The 18,552-nt window shown below is 63.6% G+C and carries 15 protein-coding genes and 1 pseudogene; 14 read left to right on the forward strand and 2 right to left on the reverse strand.

The genetic code is table 11. The features are described from left to right. Positions 1 to 2: 2 nt before the first annotated feature. Together BXU06_RS13890 and BXU06_RS17910 are read right to left on the reverse strand one after the other, a co-directional pair. Positions 3 to 769: pseudogene (locus tag BXU06_RS13890) on the reverse strand (IS5 family transposase). A gap of 175 nt (positions 770 to 944) precedes the next feature. Then, on the reverse strand, positions 945 to 2,651 hold the full coding sequence (locus tag BXU06_RS17910) for a methyl-accepting chemotaxis protein (protein WP_077300861.1): 1,707 nt from the start codon (positions 2,649 to 2,651) through the stop codon (positions 945 to 947). A gap of 277 nt (positions 2,652 to 2,928) precedes the next feature. Between BXU06_RS17910 and mmuM the strand changes: the two genes are divergently transcribed. The 14 genes from mmuM to BXU06_RS13965 all read left to right on the forward strand — a co-directional run bounded on the left by mmuM (position 2,929) and on the right by BXU06_RS13965 (position 18,499). Further along, positions 2,929 to 3,894 carry a homocysteine S-methyltransferase gene (mmuM, locus tag BXU06_RS13900; protein WP_077302908.1) on the forward strand — a complete coding sequence of 322 codons (966 nt, stop codon included), beginning with the start codon at positions 2,929 to 2,931 and terminating at the stop codon, positions 3,892 to 3,894. A gap of 403 nt (positions 3,895 to 4,297) precedes the next feature. After that, on the forward strand, positions 4,298 to 4,741 hold the full coding sequence (mraZ, locus tag BXU06_RS13905) for a division/cell wall cluster transcriptional repressor MraZ (protein WP_077302910.1): 444 nt from the start codon (positions 4,298 to 4,300) through the stop codon (positions 4,739 to 4,741). After that, on the forward strand, positions 4,738 to 5,691 hold the full coding sequence (gene rsmH, locus BXU06_RS13910) for a 16S rRNA (cytosine(1402)-N(4))-methyltransferase RsmH (RefSeq protein WP_077300864.1): 954 nt from the start codon (positions 4,738 to 4,740) through the stop codon (positions 5,689 to 5,691). Before mraZ ends, rsmH begins: the two co-directional genes overlap by 4 nt. Then, the gene (ftsL, locus tag BXU06_RS13915) at positions 5,688 to 5,972 is read left to right on the forward strand and encodes a cell division protein FtsL (RefSeq protein ID WP_077300867.1); all 285 of its coding nucleotides are present in this window, start codon (positions 5,688 to 5,690) and stop codon (positions 5,970 to 5,972) included. Before rsmH ends, ftsL begins: the two co-directional genes overlap by 4 nt. Positions 5,973 to 5,974: 2 nt before the next feature. After that, complete coding sequence (locus BXU06_RS13920) at positions 5,975 to 7,720, forward strand: penicillin-binding protein 2 (protein ID WP_077300870.1); 1,746 nt, start codon at positions 5,975 to 5,977, stop codon at positions 7,718 to 7,720. Beyond that, a complete protein-coding gene (locus BXU06_RS13925; protein ID WP_077300873.1) occupies positions 7,717 to 9,201 on the forward strand; it encodes a UDP-N-acetylmuramoyl-L-alanyl-D-glutamate--2,6-diaminopimelate ligase in 1,485 nt (494 codons plus the stop codon). Before BXU06_RS13920 ends, BXU06_RS13925 begins: the two co-directional genes overlap by 4 nt. Continuing rightward, on the forward strand, positions 9,194 to 10,579 hold the full coding sequence (murF, locus tag BXU06_RS13930) for a UDP-N-acetylmuramoyl-tripeptide--D-alanyl-D-alanine ligase (RefSeq protein ID WP_253189472.1): 1,386 nt from the start codon (positions 9,194 to 9,196) through the stop codon (positions 10,577 to 10,579). Before BXU06_RS13925 ends, murF begins: the two co-directional genes overlap by 8 nt. 58 nt (positions 10,580 to 10,637) lie before the next feature. Further along, complete coding sequence (mraY, locus tag BXU06_RS13935) at positions 10,638 to 11,723, forward strand: phospho-N-acetylmuramoyl-pentapeptide-transferase (protein WP_077300876.1); 1,086 nt, start codon at positions 10,638 to 10,640, stop codon at positions 11,721 to 11,723. Positions 11,724 to 11,735: 12 nt separating this feature from the next. Continuing rightward, positions 11,736 to 13,106, forward strand: coding sequence for a UDP-N-acetylmuramoyl-L-alanine--D-glutamate ligase (gene murD, locus BXU06_RS13940; protein WP_077300879.1), 1,371 nt, complete (start codon positions 11,736 to 11,738; stop codon positions 13,104 to 13,106). Beyond that, a complete protein-coding gene (gene ftsW / locus BXU06_RS13945; protein WP_253189473.1) occupies positions 13,103 to 14,281 on the forward strand; it encodes a putative lipid II flippase FtsW in 1,179 nt (392 codons plus the stop codon). Before murD ends, ftsW begins: the two co-directional genes overlap by 4 nt. 4 nt (positions 14,282 to 14,285) lie before the next feature. Continuing rightward, positions 14,286 to 15,353, forward strand: coding sequence for an undecaprenyldiphospho-muramoylpentapeptide beta-N-acetylglucosaminyltransferase (gene murG / locus BXU06_RS13950; RefSeq protein WP_171982225.1), 1,068 nt, complete (start codon positions 14,286 to 14,288; stop codon positions 15,351 to 15,353). A 99-nt stretch (positions 15,354 to 15,452) separates the two neighbouring features. Further along, the gene (murC, locus tag BXU06_RS13955; protein ID WP_077300882.1) at positions 15,453 to 16,844 is read left to right on the forward strand and encodes a UDP-N-acetylmuramate--L-alanine ligase; all 1,392 of its coding nucleotides are present in this window, start codon (positions 15,453 to 15,455) and stop codon (positions 16,842 to 16,844) included. 13 nt (positions 16,845 to 16,857) lie between these two features. Beyond that, a complete protein-coding gene (locus BXU06_RS13960; RefSeq protein WP_077300885.1) occupies positions 16,858 to 17,769 on the forward strand; it encodes a D-alanine--D-alanine ligase in 912 nt (303 codons plus the stop codon). After that, positions 17,759 to 18,499 carry a cell division protein FtsQ/DivIB gene (locus BXU06_RS13965; RefSeq protein ID WP_077300889.1) on the forward strand — a complete coding sequence of 247 codons (741 nt, stop codon included), beginning with the start codon at positions 17,759 to 17,761 and terminating at the stop codon, positions 18,497 to 18,499. The genes BXU06_RS13960 and BXU06_RS13965 overlap by 11 nt, the downstream gene beginning before the upstream one ends. Positions 18,500 to 18,552: the final 53 nt, after the last annotated feature.

An 18,552-nucleotide genomic window follows, 5' to 3' on the forward strand; every position in this document is an offset into this window, starting at 1 on the left:
TACTAGATGGCAATACAGCGAATCTGGGCCGCAGCCAGGAACGAAGCGGCATTCCTGGCATAGCGGGTGCAATGCCACGCCAGCGCTTGAGTTGCAAGAACACATTCTCGACCAGATGCCGGTGACGGTATAAATCTTTGTCATATTCGCGGCGTTCCTTCCGATTCTTGCGCGGAGGAATCACCACTTGCATGTCCTGTTGCTTCGCCTGTTCAACGATGGCGTTGCTGTCATAGCCCCGATCAGCCAGCAGGTGCAGTGCGTTCAAGCCTTCGATCAGGGCATGGGCTTGTGTGCAGTCCGCCGTCGTGCCTGAGGTGAGTAGAACGCGCACGGGCATGCCATGGGCGTCTACGGCCAGATGCAGTTTGCTGTTCAGCCCCCTTTTGTGACCCCCATCGCCTGATTGCCGCCGCGAGCGCCTGCTGCATGCGGATGGACCCTGGCATGGGTGGCATCGATCATCAGCCATTCGAAGTCTGGTTTGGTGATCAGTGCTTCAAGCAGTTGCGTCCACACCCCCTTGTCGCGCCACCGGCAAAAGCGTCGGTGGGTGTTTTTCCAATCACCGTAATCCGGTGGCAGGTCACGCCACGGGGTACCGGTGCGCAAGATCCAGAATATCGCATTGATAAACAATCGATTATCTTTGGCAATGCCACCCCAGACGCCTCGGCGTCCGGGTAGCAGCGGCTCAAGCAAAAGCCAGACTCGGTCATATGTCGTGGCACCGGTGCGCCGGGAGGGCGTTTGTGGTGGGTGTCGTCATGCACTGAAGTTTAACTGAGAGACTTTGCTCGTGACGACACTATCTCACTATCTAGGGATGCGCTGATTTATTCAGAAAAATCGTGTTTGCAAAAAACAAAACCTATTAAAATCAAGGATGTGCAATCATGCCTTCGCGGGAATGACGATTTTTTCAGCGTATCCCAAGTTTGATCTCATGGTGGTGTTGTAAGCTGTGCCCGCCCACCCTGGCCGCTGTTCAGCAGCGCTTCATGGCGCAGGCTGAAAATCAGCCCGCCCCAGTGCCGGCCCTGGTGGAATACCGGCACGGAAATCAGCGCATAAATATCGCCAATATCGCGCACATAGGCCTGAAACAGGAATGGCCCGGTATCGGTGCAGGTGCGTTGCAGCATCGGGTTGGCGCGGTGAAAGCGCTTGTCGCGGCTGAAGGCCAGATTGTGCGCCGGGTCGTCGGTGGGCGGCTGGCTATATTTGCTGATATGCGTGGGCGGATAGGTTTCTTCGCCGGTCAGCAGCACCACCAGGTCGCATCCGGTTACCTGGGCGGTCATCTGGTCAAAGTAGGGGCGAAACAGCTGTTCAAATGCCCGGTCGTAGCGGGTGTGGTACTGCTGTGGATTGGTGCCGGGAATCGGCTGGTACTGACGGTCAAACAACTGGCAACCCGAGGCCGCCAGTTGGTCGAGCATCTGCTCGCAGGTGGCGCGGCAGGTGTAGAGCTGACGCACCACCTGGTCAAACGGCCCGTCAGCCAGTTCAAAGCGGCCCAGATCGCGCATCACCTGCTCAGCCGAGGCAATCAGCCCGCCAGACGCCTTGGTGCTGACCTGCATTACCTCGGCCATGTGCTCAGCCAGCTGGTGCATCTGGCTGACATGCTGGTGGATATCCTGATGATTGCTGGCCAGCACTTCCATGGCGGCATGGATGGTACCGATTTCCTGGTTGACCTGGCGGCTGCCCTGCGCCAGCCCGGCCAGCGCCTGATTGGCTTCACTGAGCAAGCTACTGGCGTCGCCCATGTTGTGCATGATGGTGGCAGTATTGTCGGCGGTGTGCTGCGACTGACGATGAATCGACTCCACCCGGTCGGTCACCGTCAGCGCCAGCGCGTGGGTGCGCTCGGCCAGCTTGCGCACTTCGTCGGCCACCACGGCAAACCCCCGGCCCGACTCGCCAGCACGCGCGGCTTCAATCGCCGCATTCAGCGCCAGCAGATTGGTCTGGTCGGAAATTCCGCGTATTTCTGTCACGCTGCCAATAATCGCTGAGGTGTCTTCCTGCAATTGGGCCAGGGTATGGGCAAACTGGTCCATGACGGTTACCGCCGCACGGGCGCGCTGGTCGGCGCTTTCCACTGCGCTACAAGTGTGGCTGGCATTGTCGGCCAAGGTCTGGCTGAAGCCGGCAATCACCCCCACGCTGGCTTTGATCGTGCCCACCTCGTGCTGGCTTTGCTCGGTCAGGCCGACAATCTGTTCGGCCAGGGTTTCCTGCGCCAGCGCCTTGTCGCGGGCATCCTGAATCACCTTGCCGATATGCGCGGCCTGAATCGACAAGGCAATATTATGCTGGCGCACCCCGCCCAATACCCGGCACAGGGTGGCGCGTTCGCGATTGAAGCTTTCAATGGCTTCGTTCAGCACCCCACCCGGCAGCGGCCACGGTTCGGACATCGCCCGCGCGGGTGCATTGCTGGCCGGCAGGCTGGCACGCAGCCGTTGCAGCGGACGCAACAGCGGCGGATACACACAGGCCAGCAGGCCCAGCCCGGCAATCACCCCCAGCCCCGCCAGCGTCCACGCCGACGCCAGCGCGCCAGCAGCAAACAGCAGGCCGCACGCAGCCAGGACCATGACGCTATGGATGCCAAGCACCCCCAGCAAGGTGATATGCATGATGCGGCCTCTTCCTCTGCCCGCCCCTGAATGGGGCGGATGCGTATTATCGTGATAGTTGCTCGGTGAACCAGTGCCCACCGCTTGATGTGATCGACTTTGGCATTGAGTGGCGCGGGATGCAAGCCCTGAACCGGGAGAAATACGGATTTCTACCTAATGACGTTTACGTCACTTCGGCGCAAGGCCGCACACCTACCTGGATTGACAATCGCCCCAGGCTTGGGCCATTGTGGCGTGGGATTTTTTTGACTGATTTTGACCGATGAGCACCACCATGACCCCATCTGCCACCAACCCGATTCACACCGCCCTGACCCAATTCCCCCTGTTGATTCTCGATGGCGCGCTGGCCACCGAGCTGGAGCGGCGCGGCTGCGACCTGAACGATGCGCTGTGGTCGGCGCGGGTGTTGCTGGAAGCGCCCGAGCTGATCCGGGCAGTACACACCGACTACTTTGCCGCCGGTGCCGACGTGGCCACCACCGCCAGCTACCAGGCCAGTTACCAGGGGTTTGCCCGGCGCGGCTTAAGTGCCGAACAGGCGACGGCCTGCCTGCAGTTGTCGGTGCAATTGGCCCGCGAAGCGCGTGACGCGTTCTGGGCCACGCACCCCGAACAGCACGGCCTGCGCCCGCGTCCGCTGGTGGCCGCCTCGGTGGGGCCGTTTGGGGCAATGCGGGCGGATGGGTCGGAGTATGTGGGCCATTACGGCGTGGACAGCGCCACGCTGAAAGACTTTCACCGCCCGCGCCTGGCGGCCTTGCTGGCAGCGCAGCCGGATGTGCTGGCCTGCGAAACCTTGCCCTGCCAGCAGGAAGCGCTGGCGCTGGCCGAACTGCTGGCCGACGAATTTCCGCAAGCGCGGGCGTGGATCAGCTTCAGCTGCCGCGATGGCGCGCATACCTGCCAGGGCGAGCGGCTGGCCGACGCGGTGGCGGCGCTGGCGGATTATGCGCAGGTGGTGGCGGTCGGGGTGAATTGCACCGCACCAGGCTTTATCCCCGAGCTGATTGCCGCCGCCAAAGCCGCCAGTGACAAACCGGTGCTGGTGTACCCAAACGCCGGAGAAAGCTACGACCCGGTACATAAATGCTGGCATGGCTGCGCCGACCCGCAGGCCTTTGCCGAAGCTGCCCGCCAGTGGCAGGCGCAGGGCGCACGGCTGATTGGCGGCTGCTGCCGCACCACGCCGGCGGACATTCAGGCGCTGGCCGCCTGGGCCAGGCCCGGTGTGCGCTGACGCGCGGCAGTTATGAACGGCCCGGCAGCTAAGTAGAACTACGCAATGTTTAGCTGATTTGCATCATTTCTCTGCCACGTCTATGCCAGCCACGCTAGTGCAGTGCAGCAGTGCCGTCTGCCCGGCCCAGTAGAAACCCCTAAGCTAAACATATGATTTGACTGGCCATCTTGATGGCAATGCCAGATAAGTGCTTGTCGCAAAAGGCGAAACCCCGGTCTGCGGTTGACCGGGGTTTTGTTTGTCCTTATAGTGGCGCGCAGTGGGAAAAAGTGGCCCCAGGTGGGAGAATGGCCAAATTGTCGGGGGTTAAAACCCGTTGGTCGTTGCCGATGCCCAGGCCGTGTCCGCCGTGTGCGGTGCGCTATCACCGGCGGCGGCAAACATCATCGGGGTCAACCACATGTTTGGAGGAGTCAGCACGCTGTCGCTCGATAATAAAGGTCGCCTGGCCCTGCCGGTCCGGCACCGCGAGCCGCTGCTGGCCGACGGAAATGGCCGCTTGGTGGTCACCCTGGACTCCCCCAGATTTTTGCTTGTCTACCCGGAAAAGAACTGGCTTCCTGTGATGGAAAAACTCGCGGCGCTGCCCGTGACCCAACCCGCCGTGCGGGCGTATGCCCGCTTATTGCTTGGCAATGCTGAAACCCTGGAAATCGACGCTGCCGGGCGGGTGCTGCTGCCTGCTCGCCTGCGGCAAAAAACCGGTCTGAACAAAAACGTGGCGCTGGTGGGCATGGGGCATCGCTTTGAACTGTGGGACGCCGAGGCCTTCGAGGCCGAAACCAACGCCGCACTGGCCTTGCCTGCCCAGGCGCTCACCGAACTGGGAGCGCTGTCACTGTGAACCCAGCCACCCTGATTCACCGCACGGTACTGCTGGCCGAAGCGGTTGACGGCCTGTCGGTCAAACCCGATGGCGTTTATGTGGATTGCACCTTTGGCCGTGGCGGCCATAGCCGGCGCATTCTGGCGCAGCTTGGCCCGACAGGCCGGCTGATTGCCTTTGACAAAGACCCCGCCGCCATTGCCTCGGCGCAGGCGCTGGCCGACCCGCGTTTTCAGATTGTCCATGACGGTTTTGTCTGTTTCACCCAGGCGCTGGATGCGCTGGGCGTGAGCAAAGTGGACGGCGTATTGATGGATCTGGGGATCTCCTCGCCGCAGATCGACGAAGCCGAACGCGGCTTCAGCTTCCGCTTTGACGCCCCGCTGGACATGCGCATGGACACCACCCGTGGCCTGACCGCCGCACAATGGCTGGCCCAGGCCGACGAGGCCGATATCCGAGAAGTGATCAAAACCTATGGCGAAGAGCGGTTTGCTAAATCGATTGCAGCAGCGATTATTGCGACGCGGGCAGAGTCCCCGATTACGCGCACGGGCGAGCTCGCCCGCCTTGTTGCGCAAAACGTCCGCACTCGTGAGCCCGGCCAGGACCCGGCCACCCGCACCTTTCAGGCTATTCGGATTTACCTCAATCGTGAACTCGAAGAACTGAGCGCCACCCTGCCGCAAATCATTGCCCGGCTGCGCACGGGGGGACGGATTTCGGTCATCAGCTTTCATTCGCTGGAAGACCGCATCGTCAAGAACTTCCTGCGCGACGCCGCCACTGCCGACACCCTGCCGTCGTGGGTGCTGGTGCGCGCGGCAGACATTCCGCAAGCACCGCTGCGCCTGGTGGGCAAGGCCATTCGCGCCAGCGCCGACGAAGTGCGCGACAACCCGCGTGCGCGCAGCGCCATCATGCGGGTGGCCGAGCGCACCGAAGGCGAGTGGAAGGGGTTGGCGTGAGACACCGCTTCAACACCGTGCTGCTGGTGGCACTGATTGTCTGCGCGCTGGGGGTCATTACCTCGCAGCATCTGGCACGCAAGCTGTACAGCGAGCTGGAAAAAGAACAGAAATTCACCCATCAGCTGGAAGTGGAGTTTGGCAAGCTGCAGCTGGAACAAAGCACTTGGGCGGCGCACTCGCTGATTGAACGCGCCGCCACCGAACGTCTGTCGATGCACACCCCTGACCCGCGTGAAGTGCAGGTGGTGCAAGCTGGCGCTGCCAGCCGGAGTCGCTGATCATGGCCATTGTTGGAGCCACCCGCCACGCCCCTCGCCCCAGCCCAAGCGTGCGCCTGCCACCCGTGCGCATGCGCTGGGTGGGCCTGGGTCTGGGCCTGTTGTTTGTTGCCTTGCTGGGGCGGGCGGTGTACCTGCAACTGGTAAAACAGGATTTCCTGCAAAGCCAGGGGGCCGCGCGCTACAGCCGGGCGATTGAACTGGAAGCCAACCGGGGGGTGATTGCCGACCGCAATGGCGAACCGCTGGCAATTTCCACCCCGGTGCAGTCTATCTGGGCCAGCCCGGCGGATATGGAGCCGGTGCCGGCAGACAAGATCAACCAGTTGGCCCGGCTGCTGGAAATGGACCCGGCAGAAGTGTCGCGCAAGCTGTCGGACAAGCGCCGCGAATTTTTGTACATCAAGCGCCAGATCAGCCCCGACCTGGCTGATGCGGTGATGAAGCTGGGCATTCCCGGCATTGCCAAGCAGCAGGAGTTCCGCCGCTTTTACCCAGACGGTGAAATGACCGCGCATGTGGTTGGCGTCACCGGGGTGGATGGCCGTGGCCAGGAAGGCCTGGAGCTGGCCAAGGAAAAAATGCTGGCCGGCAAGCCGGGCCGCCGCCATGTGATCAAGGACCGGCGCGGCCATATCATCGAAGACATTGCCGCCATCGAACGTCCGCGCGATGGCCAGACCCTGTCGCTGTCGATCGACCGCAAGATCCAGTATCTGGCGTTTCGCGAGCTGAAAGCGGCGGTGGAAACCTTCAAGGCCAAGGCCGGCGGCGTGGTGGTGCTGGATGCCCACACGGGCGAAGTGCTGGCGCTGGCCAATCTGCCCTCGTTCAACCCGAACAACCGCCAGCGGCTGGATCCGGCGATGAAGCGCAACCGGGCGCTGACCGACCTGTTTGAACCCGGCTCCACCCTCAAGCCATTCACCGTGGCCAAGGCGCTGGACGATGGCGTGGTGCGCACCGAGCAGATGTTCAATACCGAGAGCTACAGCATCGGCCCGGCGCGCATCAAGGACTCGCACAGCCACCCGCAACTGGCGGTATGGGAAATCATCCAGAAATCCAGCAACGTCGGCTCGTCCAAAATTGCCCTGATGCTGCCGCCGCAAACCCTGTGGCAGCTGTTTGACGATGTCGGCTTTGGCCGCGTGCCACAAACCGGCTTCCCTGGTGAAGCCACTGGTCGCGTGCGTCCGTATAAAACCTGGAAACCGATTGAACAGGCCACCATGAGCTACGGCCACGGCATTTCGCTCAGCCTGATGCAGTTGGCCCGTGCCTACACCATTTTCACCAACGATGGCGTGCTGATGCCGGTAAGCTTTTTCCGGCTGGATCAGGCCATGCCCGGCAAGCCGGTGCTCAAGCCAGACACTGCGCGCAAGATGCGCGACATGCTGATGACGGTCACCCAGCCAGGCGGCACCGCGCCGCGCGCCCAGGTGCTGGGCTTCAACGTGGGCGGCAAGACCGGCACCGCGCACAAGCAGGAAGGCCGTGGCTACGCCGCCAGCAAGTATATTTCCTCGTTTGTTGGCTTTGCCCCGGCCACCCGCCCCCGGCTGATTGTGGCGGTGATGATTGACGAGCCGCAGGGCCAGTACTACGGCGGCACGGTGGCCGGCCCGGTGTTCAGCAATGTGATGGCCGGCAGCCTGCGCATTCTGGGCGTCGAGCCTGACGCACCAACCAATAACACCCTGATTCCGCTGGACAATATTCCAGAAGTGCGGGAAGAGACATGAACAGCCTGATGACCCCTTTATCCGACTGGGACGCGGGCGTGCTTGAGCGTTTGCCCACGCCGCTGCGCCGGGTGGAGTCCGACAGCCGCCGGGTGTTGCCCGGAGATGTGTTCCTGGCCTTTCGCGGCGAATACGCCGATGGCCGCGACTATATCGCCAGCGCGCTGGCGCGTGGCGCGGCGGCGGTATTGTGGGACCCGGCAGAGGGGTTTGCCTGGCCGGCGCAGTGGGCGGCCACCCCGAATCTGGCCGTCCCCGAGCTGCGTCAGCGTGCCGGGATGGTGGCCAGCCAGGTGCTGGGCCACCCCAGCCGCGCCATGCTGATGGTGGGCATTACCGGCACCAACGGCAAAACCTCGATTTCGCACTGGCTGGCGCAAGCCTGGACCCTGCTCGGGCGCAAAACGGCGTTGATTGGCACAGTGGGCAATGGGTTTGTTGGCGAACTCAGCGACACCACCCACACCACGCCCGACCCGGTCACTGTGCAGCACCGGCTGGCCGACTACCTGCGCCAGCAGGCGCAAGTGGTGGCGATGGAAGTATCCAGCCATGGGCTGGACCAGTTTCGTGTCAATGGCGTCGCGTTCACCACCGCAGTGTTTACCAATCTGACCCGCGATCACCTGGACTACCACGGTGACATGGACGCCTACGGGGCCAGCAAGGCGCGGCTGTTTCACTGGGATGGCCTGCGCCACGCGGTGATCAATATCGACGACGCCTTTGGCCAGACCCTGGCCGCCGGCATCGACCGTCAGCGCACCAAGGTCTACACCTACGGCCTGACCGGCGGCGACATTACCGTCACCCGGCTGGACGCCTCGCTGGCCGGCCTGCACCTGGATGTGCGCACACCGTGGGGCGATGGCCATATCGACACCCCGCTGCTGGGCCGTTTCAACGCCGCCAATCTGCTGGCCTGCCTGGGTGCGCTATGCGCCAATGGCGTGGCACTGGCCGACGCCTGCCGGGTGCTTGGCCAGATTCTGCCGGCGCGCGGACGCATGCAGCACAGCGGCGGCCACCGTGAACCGCTGGTGGTGATCGACTACGCCCACACGCCAGATGCCCTGGACAAGGCGCTGGCCACCCTGGCCGAGATTCGTCCCGCCGGCGGCAAGCTGTATTGCGTATTTGGCTGCGGCGGCGACCGCGACCCCGGCAAGCGGCCACAAATGGGGGCCATTGCCCAGGCCCGCGCCGACGTGGCCGTGGTGACCAGCGACAACCCGCGCAGCGAAGCGCCAGACGCCATCATCGCCGACATTCTGGCCGGCATGTCCGCACCGGGCCATGTTGACCCCGATCGCGCCGCCGCCATTCACTGGGCCATTGCCCAGGCGCAGCGGGGCGATGTGGTGCTGATTGCCGGCAAGGGCCATGAGGAATACCAGGACATTGCCGGGGTGAAACACCCGTTTTCTGATTTTCAGGTGGCAGAAGCCGCCCTGGCGCGCTGGAGCCCCGCCCATGACTGAACGCATGCTGACCACTCACGCCGCCGCGCTGGCGATTGGCGGCCAGGCCGATGGTGCCGACGTTGCCTTTGCCCGTGTCACCACCGACAGCCGCGCCATCCAGCCTGGCGACCTGTTTGTTGCCCTCAAGGGCGAGCGTTTTGACGCGCAGGATTTTGTGGCGGATGCCCTGGCCGCTGGCGCAGCCGCTGCGCTGGTGCGCACGGATTTTCCTGAACTGCCCGGTGCCAGCCTGATCCGGGTGGACGACACCCTGGCGGCGCTGGGCCGGCTGGCCGCGCACTGGCGCACGGTGGGGTTTGCCGGGCGCATGGCCGGCATTACCGGCAGCAGCGGCAAAACCAGCGTCAAGGAAATGCTGCGCGCCATTCTGGCCGCGCAAGTGGGCGACGATGCGGTGCTGGCCACTGCCGGCAATCTGAACAACGACATCGGCGTGCCGCTGACTCTGCTGCGCCTGCGGCCACAGCATCAGTTTGCCGTGATTGAAATGGGCATGAACCACAGCGGTGAAATCCGCTATCTGGCCGATCTGGCCCGCCCGGACGTGGTGGCCATCAACAACGCCCAGCGCGCCCATGCGGGCCACTTTGCTTCGGTAGAAGCCATTGCCCGCGCCAAAGGCGAGCTGTTTGAACAATTGCCCGCCGGCGTGACCGCCTGCATCAATCTGGACGATGCCCATGCCGGCCTGTGGCAACAGCTGGCGGGCCATGCGCCGCAGCTGGGCTTTGGCTGGCAGCGCGGCGAAGTGCAGGTGGCGGCCTGTACGCTGGCAGCGGCCCACACCGCGCTGACCTTGCGCACGCCACAGGGCGAAGTGCATACCCGGTTGCAGGTGCCCGGCGAACACACCGTGCGCAATGCGCTGACCGCCACCAGCCTGGCACTGGCGCTGGGCGTGCCGCTGACGGCGATTGCCGCCGGGCTGGCGGCGTTTGCCGGGGTGGCCGGACGTCTGCAACGCCGACAGCGCGCCGACGGCGTGGTGATTCTGGACGACACCTACAACGCCAACCCCGACTCCATGCGTGCGGCACTGCGCGTGCTGGCATCCCAGCCGGGTGCGCGCCACGCCGTACTGGGCGACATTGGCGAGCTGGGCGATGGCGGCGCGGCCATGCACGCCGAGGTGGGCGCATACGCCCGCGAGCTGGGTATCGACAGCCTACATGGTCTGGGCGAACTCAGCGCCCACACCGTGGCGGCCTTTGGCCCGGCAGGCCGGCATTACCCCGATCTGGACGCGCTGGTCGATGGCGTTCAGCGCACGGTCAATGCGCCGGCCAGCGTGCTGGTCAAGGGCTCGCGCTTCATGCGCATGGAACGGGTGGTGGCACGCTTGCTGCCCGAGGCCACACCATCCGGCGGACACTGAGCCCCAGACAAGACCCCTGCAACTTTCATCCCCCAACCCGAAACAAGGGAGCAACAACGTGTTACTGCTGCTGGCCAACTGGCTGAGCGACCATATCCGCGCCTTCAGCGTGGTGAACTACATCACCCTGCGCGCGGTGCTGGCCACCCTGACCTCGCTGGCCATTGGCCTGCAGTTGGGGCCATGGGTGATTCGCAAACTGACCGAACTGAAAGTGGGCCAGGCTGTCCGCGACGACGGCCCGCAAACCCATCTGATCAAGGCGGGCACGCCCACCATGGGCGGCACGCTGATTCTGCTGTCGATTGGCCTGACCACGCTGCTGTGGGCCGACCTGAGCAACCGGTTTGTCTGGCTGCTGCTGGCAGTAACCTGCGGCACCGGGCTGATTGGCTTTGTCGATGACTACCGCAAGGTGGTGTACAAAAACCCGAAAGGCCTGTCGGCACGCGGCAAGATGTTCTGGCAATCGGCGATTGCCATCAGCGCCGGGGTGTTTCTGTCTGGCACCGCCCACCTGCCGGCGTCTACCGAATTCATTGTGCCGTTCTTCAAGAACGTGGTGTACCCGTTTGGGGCCATTGGCTTTTGCGTACTCACCTACTTTGTGATTGTCGGCACCTCCAATGCGGTCAACCTGACCGACGGCCTGGACGGGCTGGCGGCGCTGCCGGTGGTGCTGGTCAGCGCGGCGCTGGCAGTGTTTGCCTACGTGGCCGGCCATGCGGTGTTTGCCAAGTATCTGGGCTTGCCGCATATCCCCGGTGCGCATGAGGTGGTGGTGTTCTGCGCCGCCATGTGCGGGGCCTGCCTGGCCTTCCTATGGTTCAACGCCTATCCGGCCCAGGTGTTCATGGGTGACGTGGGCGCGCTGGCGCTGGGGGCCGGGCTGGGTACGGTGGCAGTGATTGTCCGTCAGGAAATCGTGCTGTTCATCATGGGCGGGGTGTTTGTGATGGAGGCGCTGTCAGTGATGATTCAGGTCGGCAGCTTCAAGCTGACCGGCAAGCGGGTGTTCCGCATGGCTCCGCTGCATCACCACTACGAATTGAAGGGCTGGAAGGAAACCCAGGTGGTGGTGCGCTTCTGGATTATCACCATGATGCTGGTGCTGGCCGGGCTTTCCACCCTGAAACTGCGATAAGAGATAATGGCGATGATCGACTTGCACGGACTCACGGTAGGGGTGGTTGGACTGGGCGACAGCGGTCTGTCGGCAGCGCGCTGGCTGGCCCGGCGCGGGGTGCGCCTGGTGGTGGCCGACAGCCGCGCCACACCGCCGCATCAGGCCGAACTGGCGGGCCATGCGCCGGAGGCCGAACTGCGCTGTGGCCCGTTTCACGCCAGCAGCTTTGCCGGCTGCGACCTGCTGGTGGTCAGCCCTGGTGTGCCGCTGGCCACCGCGCAGATTGTGGCGTTTGCCCAGGCCGGCGGCCAGGTGATTGGCGATGTCGAGCTGTTTGCCCAGGCGCTGGCCGGCCAGCTCAGCCGGGTGATTGCCATCACCGGCTCGAATGGCAAGACCACCGTCACCTCGCTGGTGGGCCATCTGTGCCAGCAGGCCGGGCTGAACACCGTGGTGGCCGGCAATATCGGCCTGCCAGTGCTGGATGCGCTGTGTGATATCGAGGACAGCGGCATCTGGCCGGAGGTGTTTGTGCTGGAGCTGTCCAGCTTTCAGCTGGAAGGCGTGCGCAGCCTGCGTGCCGACGCCGCCACCGTGCTGAATATCTCGGAAGATCACCTCGACCGTTATCAGGATTTACTGGATTACGCCCACAGCAAAACTGCCATTTTTGCTGGCGATGGCGTGCAGGTAATCAATCAGGACGATGTGTTCTGCCGCGCCATGGTTCGTCCTGGCCGGGCCGTGCGCCGCTTCAGCCTGACCCAGCCGGCGCAGTATGGCCTGTGCCGCGACGGCCAGAGCATTGCCCTGGCGGTGGACGGCGAGCCGGTGCTGGACGTTGCCCACATGCAGCTCACCGGCCTGCACAATGCAGCCAATGCGCTGGCCGCGCTGGCGCTGTGCGAGGCCATCGGCCTGGATCGCGCCAGCCTGCTGGCCGGGCTGTGCTGCTTCAAGGGGCTGGCGCACCGGGTGGAGCATGTGCTGCAACTGAACGGGGTGGATTTTTACGACGACTCCAAAGGCACCAATGTGGGGGCCACCGAAGCGGCACTGAACGGCATGAGCCGTCCGGTGGTGCTGATTGCCGGTGGCGATGGCAAGGGTCAGGATTTCACCCCGCTGGCGGCGGCGGTGGCGCGCATTGCCCGCGCGGTGCTGCTGATTGGCCGCGACGCCGAGCGCATCGAAGCCGCGCTGGCAGAGGTGAGCGTGCCGGTGCACCGGGCCGATACCCTGGAAGACGCCACCCGCCAGGCGTATCAGGCCGCCCAGCCGGGCGATGTGGTGCTGCTGTCGCCGGCCTGTGCCAGCCTGGACATGTTCCGCAACTATGCCCACCGCGCCGAGGTGTTTATCGCCAGCGCCCGGCAACTGGCTGACGAGGCCCGCCCGTGAAATTTGCCAGCCTGATCCGGCCAACCCCCTCCGACCGCTCCCCCACCCCGCTGACTGCCCACGATGACGGGCTGATCTGGGCGATTGCCCTGTTGCTGTCGGTTGGCTTTGTCATGGTGTATTCAGCATCGATTGCCTACGCCGAGGCCGACCCGGATACCCATAACCGCTATTTTTATCTGATTCGCCATGGCGTGTATCTGACCATCTCGCTGATTGTCAGCTGGATTGTGTTTCATATTCCCAGCCGGATCTGGCAGGAAAAAGCGCCATATCTGTTTGTGGGCGCGTTTATTCTGCTGATTCTGGTGCTGGTGCCGGGTATCGGCAAGGTGGTGAACGGTTCGCGGCGCTGGATCAATCTGGTGGTGCTGAATTTGCAGCCCTCCGAGCTGATGAAGCTGGCGGTGGTGCTCTATGCAGCCAATTACACCGTGCGCAAGGCCGACTGGATGCACAGCTTCAGCAAGGGCTTTCTGCCCATGGCAGTGGCGGTGATTGCCTCCGGGGCGCTGCTGCTGCTGGAGCCAGACTTTGGCGCGTTCACCGTGATTGCCGCCATTGCCATGGGCACGCTGTTTCTGGGCGGCATCAATGGACGGATTTTTGCCGCGCTGAGCGTGGTCAGCCTGGGGGCGTTTGTGGTGCTGATCATCAGTTCGCCCTATCGCCTGCAACGGGTGACCGGCTTTATGGACCCGTGGCAGGATCCCTACGGCAAGGGCTACCAGCTGTCGCATTCGCTGATTGCCTTTGGCCGTGGCGAATGGCTGGGCGTGGGCCTGGGCGGCAGTGTGGAAAAACTGTTTTACCTGCCGGAAGCGCACACCGATTTTCTGATGGCGGTGATTGCCGAGGAATGCGGCTTTATCGGTATTGTGGCAGTGGTTGGGCTGTTTGCCTATGTGGTGCGCCGGGCGTTCATGATTGGCGTGGAAGCGCGCAAGCAGGAGCGTTATTTTCAGTCGCTGGTGGCGCAGGGGGTGGGCATCTGGCTGGCAGTGCAGTCGTTCATCAATATTGGCGTGAACATGGGCCTGCTGCCCACCAAGGGCCTGACCCTGCCGCTGCTGTCGTATGGTGGCAGCGCGCTGCTGGCCAACTGTTCGGCGCTGGCCATCGTGCTGCGCATTGACTGGGAAAACCGCCAGACCCTGCGCGGCTACAAGGTATAGATTCATGGCAAAACGCACGGCATTGATCATGACTGGCGGCACTGGCGGGCATATTTTCCCGGCGCTGGCGGTGGCGGACGAACTCAAGTCCAGAGGCTGGACCCTGGTGTTTCTCGGCGCGGAAGGCGGCATGGAAACCCAGTTGGTGCCGCAGCACGGCTATCTGCTGGAAACCCTGCCAATGCGCGGCATGCGCGGCAATGGCCTGCGCCGCTGGCTGTCGCTGCCATGGATGCTGCTGCGCGCACTGGGTGGCGCGGCCAGTGTGATTTTTCGTCATCGGCCCGATGTGTCGGTGGGGTTTGGCGGCTACACCGGCTTTCCTGGCGGGGTGATGACCCGGCTGCTGTTCAAGCCACTGGTGATTCATGAGCAAAATTCTGTGGCTGGGCTGACCAACCGCGTGTTGTCGCGGCTGGCCTCGCGCACCCTGTACGCATTTCCGTCGGCGTTTCCCGGCGGCGATGGCCTGGTGGGTAACCCGGTGCGGGCGGCAATTGCCGCCGTGCCCGCGCCAGATGTCCGTTTTGCCGGTCGCCAGGGGCCGCTGCGCCTGCTGGTGGTGGGCGGCAGCCTGGGGGCCAAGGCGCTGAACGACACTCTGCCGGCGGCACTGGCCCGCCTGCCAGCGGCGCAACGGCCCCTGGTGGTGCATCAGGCCGGTGCCAAGGCCATTGACGCGCTGAAGGCCGCGTACGCCGACGCCGGCGTGGCGGCAGATTGCCGCAGTTTCATTGATGACATGGCCAGCGAATACGCACAGGCAGACCTGGTGATCTGCCGCGCTGGCGCGCTGACCGTGGCTGAACTGGCCGCCGTGGGCGTGGGCAGCGTGCTGGTGCCCTACCCACATGCGGTGGACGACCATCAGACCGGCAATGCCCGCTATCTGGCCGACGCCGGCGCAGCGCGGCTGTGGCCGCAATCCAGCCTGGACGCCGAAGCGCTGGCCAGCTGGCTGGCGCAACTGGACCGGGCGCAGTGCCTGAACATGGCGCACGCTGCGCGCAAGATGGCGCTGACCGGTGCCGCCAGCCAGGTGGCTGACGCCTGCGTGGCGTTATCGGAATAAGACAATGACAAACGGTGTACTGACAGGCCCGCTTTGCGGCACAATAGCAAACTTTTTGATGTTGCCCCCGAAATCCGGGCGACAGGAACGCACCAGGCGATGAAACACCGAGTCAAACACATTCACTTTGTCGGGATTGGCGGCGTGGGCATGAGCGGCATTGCCGAAGTGCTACTGACGCTGGGGTATACCGTGTCCGGCTCGGACATGGCCGACAGCGCGACCACACGCAGGCTGGTCAACGCCGGGGCAACGGTGTATTTTGGTCATGATGCCGGATATATCGTCGGCGCGGACGTGGTGGTGACATCCACGGCGGTCAAGGCGGATAATCCGGAAGTGCAGGCCGCAGAGCAGGCGCATATTCCGGTGGTGCCGCGCGCCATGATGCTGGCCGAGCTGATGCGCTTCAAGCAGGGCATTGCCATTGCCGGCACCCATGGCAAGACCACCACCACCAGCCTGGTGGCGTCGGTGCTGGGCGCAGCCGGGCTGGACCCCACCTTTGTCATCGGCGGTCGGCTGGAAGCCGCCGGCACCAATGCGCGGCTGGGCCAGGGCGATTTCCTGGTAGCCGAAGCCGACGAATCGGATGCTTCGTTCTTGTGCCTGCAGCCAGTGATGGCGGTTGTGACGAATATTGACGCTGACCATATGGATACTTACGGTCACAGTCTGGATAAACTTAAGCAGGCTTTTGTAGATTTTTTGCATCGGCTGCCATTTTATGGTCATGCGGTGCTGTGTGTGGACGACGCCAATGTGCGCAGCATCCTGCCGCAGGTGAAGCGCCCGGTCACCACTTACGGTTTTACTGAAGACGCCCAGATTCGCGCAGAAAATGTGCATGCCGATGGACAATGCATGCGTTTTGACGCAGTCTGGCACAATGGTGCAGTGCACCGTGAAGCCATCGTGCTGAACACGCCGGGCCGGCACAATGTGTTGAACGCCCTGGCAACCATCGCCATTGCGCTGGAGTGCGGGGCGGGCATCGACGCCATCCGTCAGGGGCTGGCGCAGTTTTCCGGGGTGGGCCGGCGTTTTCAGCGCTACGGCGAGGTGGCGTTGCCTGCTGGCGGCAGCTTCACCCTGGTGGATGACTACGGTCATCACCCGGTGGAAATGGCTGCCACGCTGGCTGCTGCCCGTGGTGCGTTTCCGGGCCGCCGCCTGGTGCTGGCCTTCCAGCCGCACCGCTATTCGCGCACCCGCGATTTGTTTGAAGATTTCATCAAGGTGCTGACCAGCGTGGATGGCGTGCTGCTGACCGAAGTCTACCCGGCTGGTGAAGCGCCGATTGTGGCCGCCGATGGCCGGGCGCTGACCCGGGCGCTGCGCGTGGCGGGCAAGGTGGAGCCGGTGTTTGTCGAACAGGTGGCTGACCTGCCGGCGGCGATTGTGGAATACGCCCAGGATGGCGATGTGGTACTGACCATGGGCGCAGGCTCGATTGGCGGCGTGCCGGGCAAACTCACTGCCGTGCAGTAAGGAAGGATGCAGAATGACCCAATACGGCAAAGTGGCAGTGATGTTTGGCGGCAGTTCGGCAGAGCGCGAGGTGTCGCTGATGAGCGGCAACGCGGTGCTGGACGCGCTGCTGCGCAGCGGGGTGGACGCACACCCGTTTGACCCGGCAGAAAAACCCCTGTCGGCGCTGCACGATGAACAGTTTGACCGGGTGTTCATTGCCCTGCATGGCCGGGGGGGTGAAGATGGCACGGTGCAAGGCGCGCTGGAACTGATGAAGCTGCCCTACACCGGCAGCGGGGTGATGGCCTCCAGCGTGGGCATGGATAAATGGCGCACCAAGCTGGTGTGGCAGGCGGTGGGGATTCCCACCCCGGAGTACGAGGTGTTGACCGCCGACAGCGACTTTGCCGCCGTGGAAGCCCGGCTGGGCCTGCCGCTGATGGTCAAGCCGGCGCACGAAGGCTCGTCCATCGGCATTGTCAAGGTCAGCGAGCCGGGCCAGCTGGCCGCTGCCTGGCACGAAGCCGCCAGCCTGGACCGGCTGGTGATTGCCGAGCGTTTCATTGCCGGGCGTGAGTACACCGCGCCGGTACTGGACGATCAGGCCTTGCCGCTGATTCGCATTGCCGCACCAGAAGGCAATTACGACTATCAGCACAAGTATTTTACCGACGACACCCAGTATTTCTGTCCGTGCGGCCTGCCAGAAGCACTGGAAGCGCAGATGCGCGACACGGTGTTGCGCGCGTTCAAGGTGCTGGGTGCCGAAGGTTGGGGACGGATCGACCTGATGCTGGACGACGAAGGGCGGTTTTACCTGCTGGAAATCAACACCTCGCCGGGCATGACCAGCCACAGCCTGGTGCCGATGGCGGCGCGGGTGGCCGGCATCCCGTTTGAGGCCTTGTGCCTGCGCATTCTGGACGGTGCCCATGTGGGATAACCACCGTCTGTTGCGCGGCATCGCCAACCTGTTGCTGTTGGCCTCGGTGCTGACGCTGCTGGTGGCGGGCGCGCAATGGGTGGTGCGCACCGGCATGATGCCGATCCGGACGGTGCATATCCGCAGCAAGCTGACCCATGTCTCGCAGGAACAACTGCGTTACGTGGCAGAACATGAACTGAAAGGCTCGTTCCTGACCGTCAACCTCAGCGACACCCGCGAGGCGTTCGAGAAACTCCCCTGGGTGCGCAAGGTGGCGGTGCGGCGCAACTGGCCGGACCGGCTGGAAATTGACGTGGAAGAACACCAGGCCACCGCCCGCTGGGCCGAGAACGGGCTGGTGAACTCCTACGGCGAATGGTTTGATGCCGCATTTGGCCAACCTTTGCCCCTGTTGAAGGGTCCAAAGGGCAGTGAAGCAGAAATGCTTGCCGCCTATCTGGCGTTCAAGCAGGTGTTGCAACCAGTGGGCGTGCTGCCCAACGAACTTGCCCTGTCGGCCCGGCGGGCCTGGCAGGTGACACTGGACAATGGGGTGATTCTGGAGCTGGGCCGTCAGGATATCGGCCTGCGCATCAACCGGTTTGCCACCAGCTGGCGCGAGCAGTTGTCGCGCCTGCCGTACCGGATTGACTATGTAGACTTGCGCTATCCCAACGGCTTTGCCGTGCGCATGCCGGATTACAAGCCGGGCAAGGGCGTCCCTGTTCCGGTGCGTCCGGCGGCCTGAACGAATACAAGAGCTTAACGGAGCAAGTGGTGAGCAAACCGAGAGAACCGAAA

This window comes from Aquaspirillum sp. LM1, from assembly GCF_002002905.1.
Taxonomy (GTDB): domain Bacteria; phylum Pseudomonadota; class Gammaproteobacteria; order Burkholderiales; family Aquaspirillaceae; genus Rivihabitans.

Bases quoted from the DNA above. Each gene is read 5' to 3' on its own strand.
- BXU06_RS13965 (WP_077300889.1), top strand. From the start codon at position 17,759: ATGTGGGATAACCACCGTCTGTTGCGCGGCATCGCCAACCTGTTGCTG.
- murF (WP_253189472.1), top strand. From the start codon at position 9,194: ATGACTGAACGCATGCTGACCACTCACGCCGCCGCGCTGGCGATTGGC.
- mraZ (WP_077302910.1), top strand. From the start codon at position 4,298: ATGTTTGGAGGAGTCAGCACGCTGTCGCTCGATAATAAAGGTCGCCTG.
- BXU06_RS13925 (WP_077300873.1), top strand. From the start codon at position 7,717: ATGAACAGCCTGATGACCCCTTTATCCGACTGGGACGCGGGCGTGCTT.
- murC (WP_077300882.1), top strand. From the start codon at position 15,453: ATGAAACACCGAGTCAAACACATTCACTTTGTCGGGATTGGCGGCGTG.
- murG (WP_171982225.1), top strand. From the start codon at position 14,286: ATGGCAAAACGCACGGCATTGATCATGACTGGCGGCACTGGCGGGCAT.
- murD (WP_077300879.1), top strand. From the start codon at position 11,736: ATGATCGACTTGCACGGACTCACGGTAGGGGTGGTTGGACTGGGCGAC.
- BXU06_RS13920 (WP_077300870.1), top strand. From the start codon at position 5,975: ATGGCCATTGTTGGAGCCACCCGCCACGCCCCTCGCCCCAGCCCAAGC.
- BXU06_RS17910 (WP_077300861.1), bottom strand. From the start codon at position 2,651: ATGCATATCACCTTGCTGGGGGTGCTTGGCATCCATAGCGTCATGGTC.
- BXU06_RS13960 (WP_077300885.1), top strand. From the start codon at position 16,858: ATGACCCAATACGGCAAAGTGGCAGTGATGTTTGGCGGCAGTTCGGCA.
- mmuM (WP_077302908.1), top strand. From the start codon at position 2,929: ATGACCCCATCTGCCACCAACCCGATTCACACCGCCCTGACCCAATTC.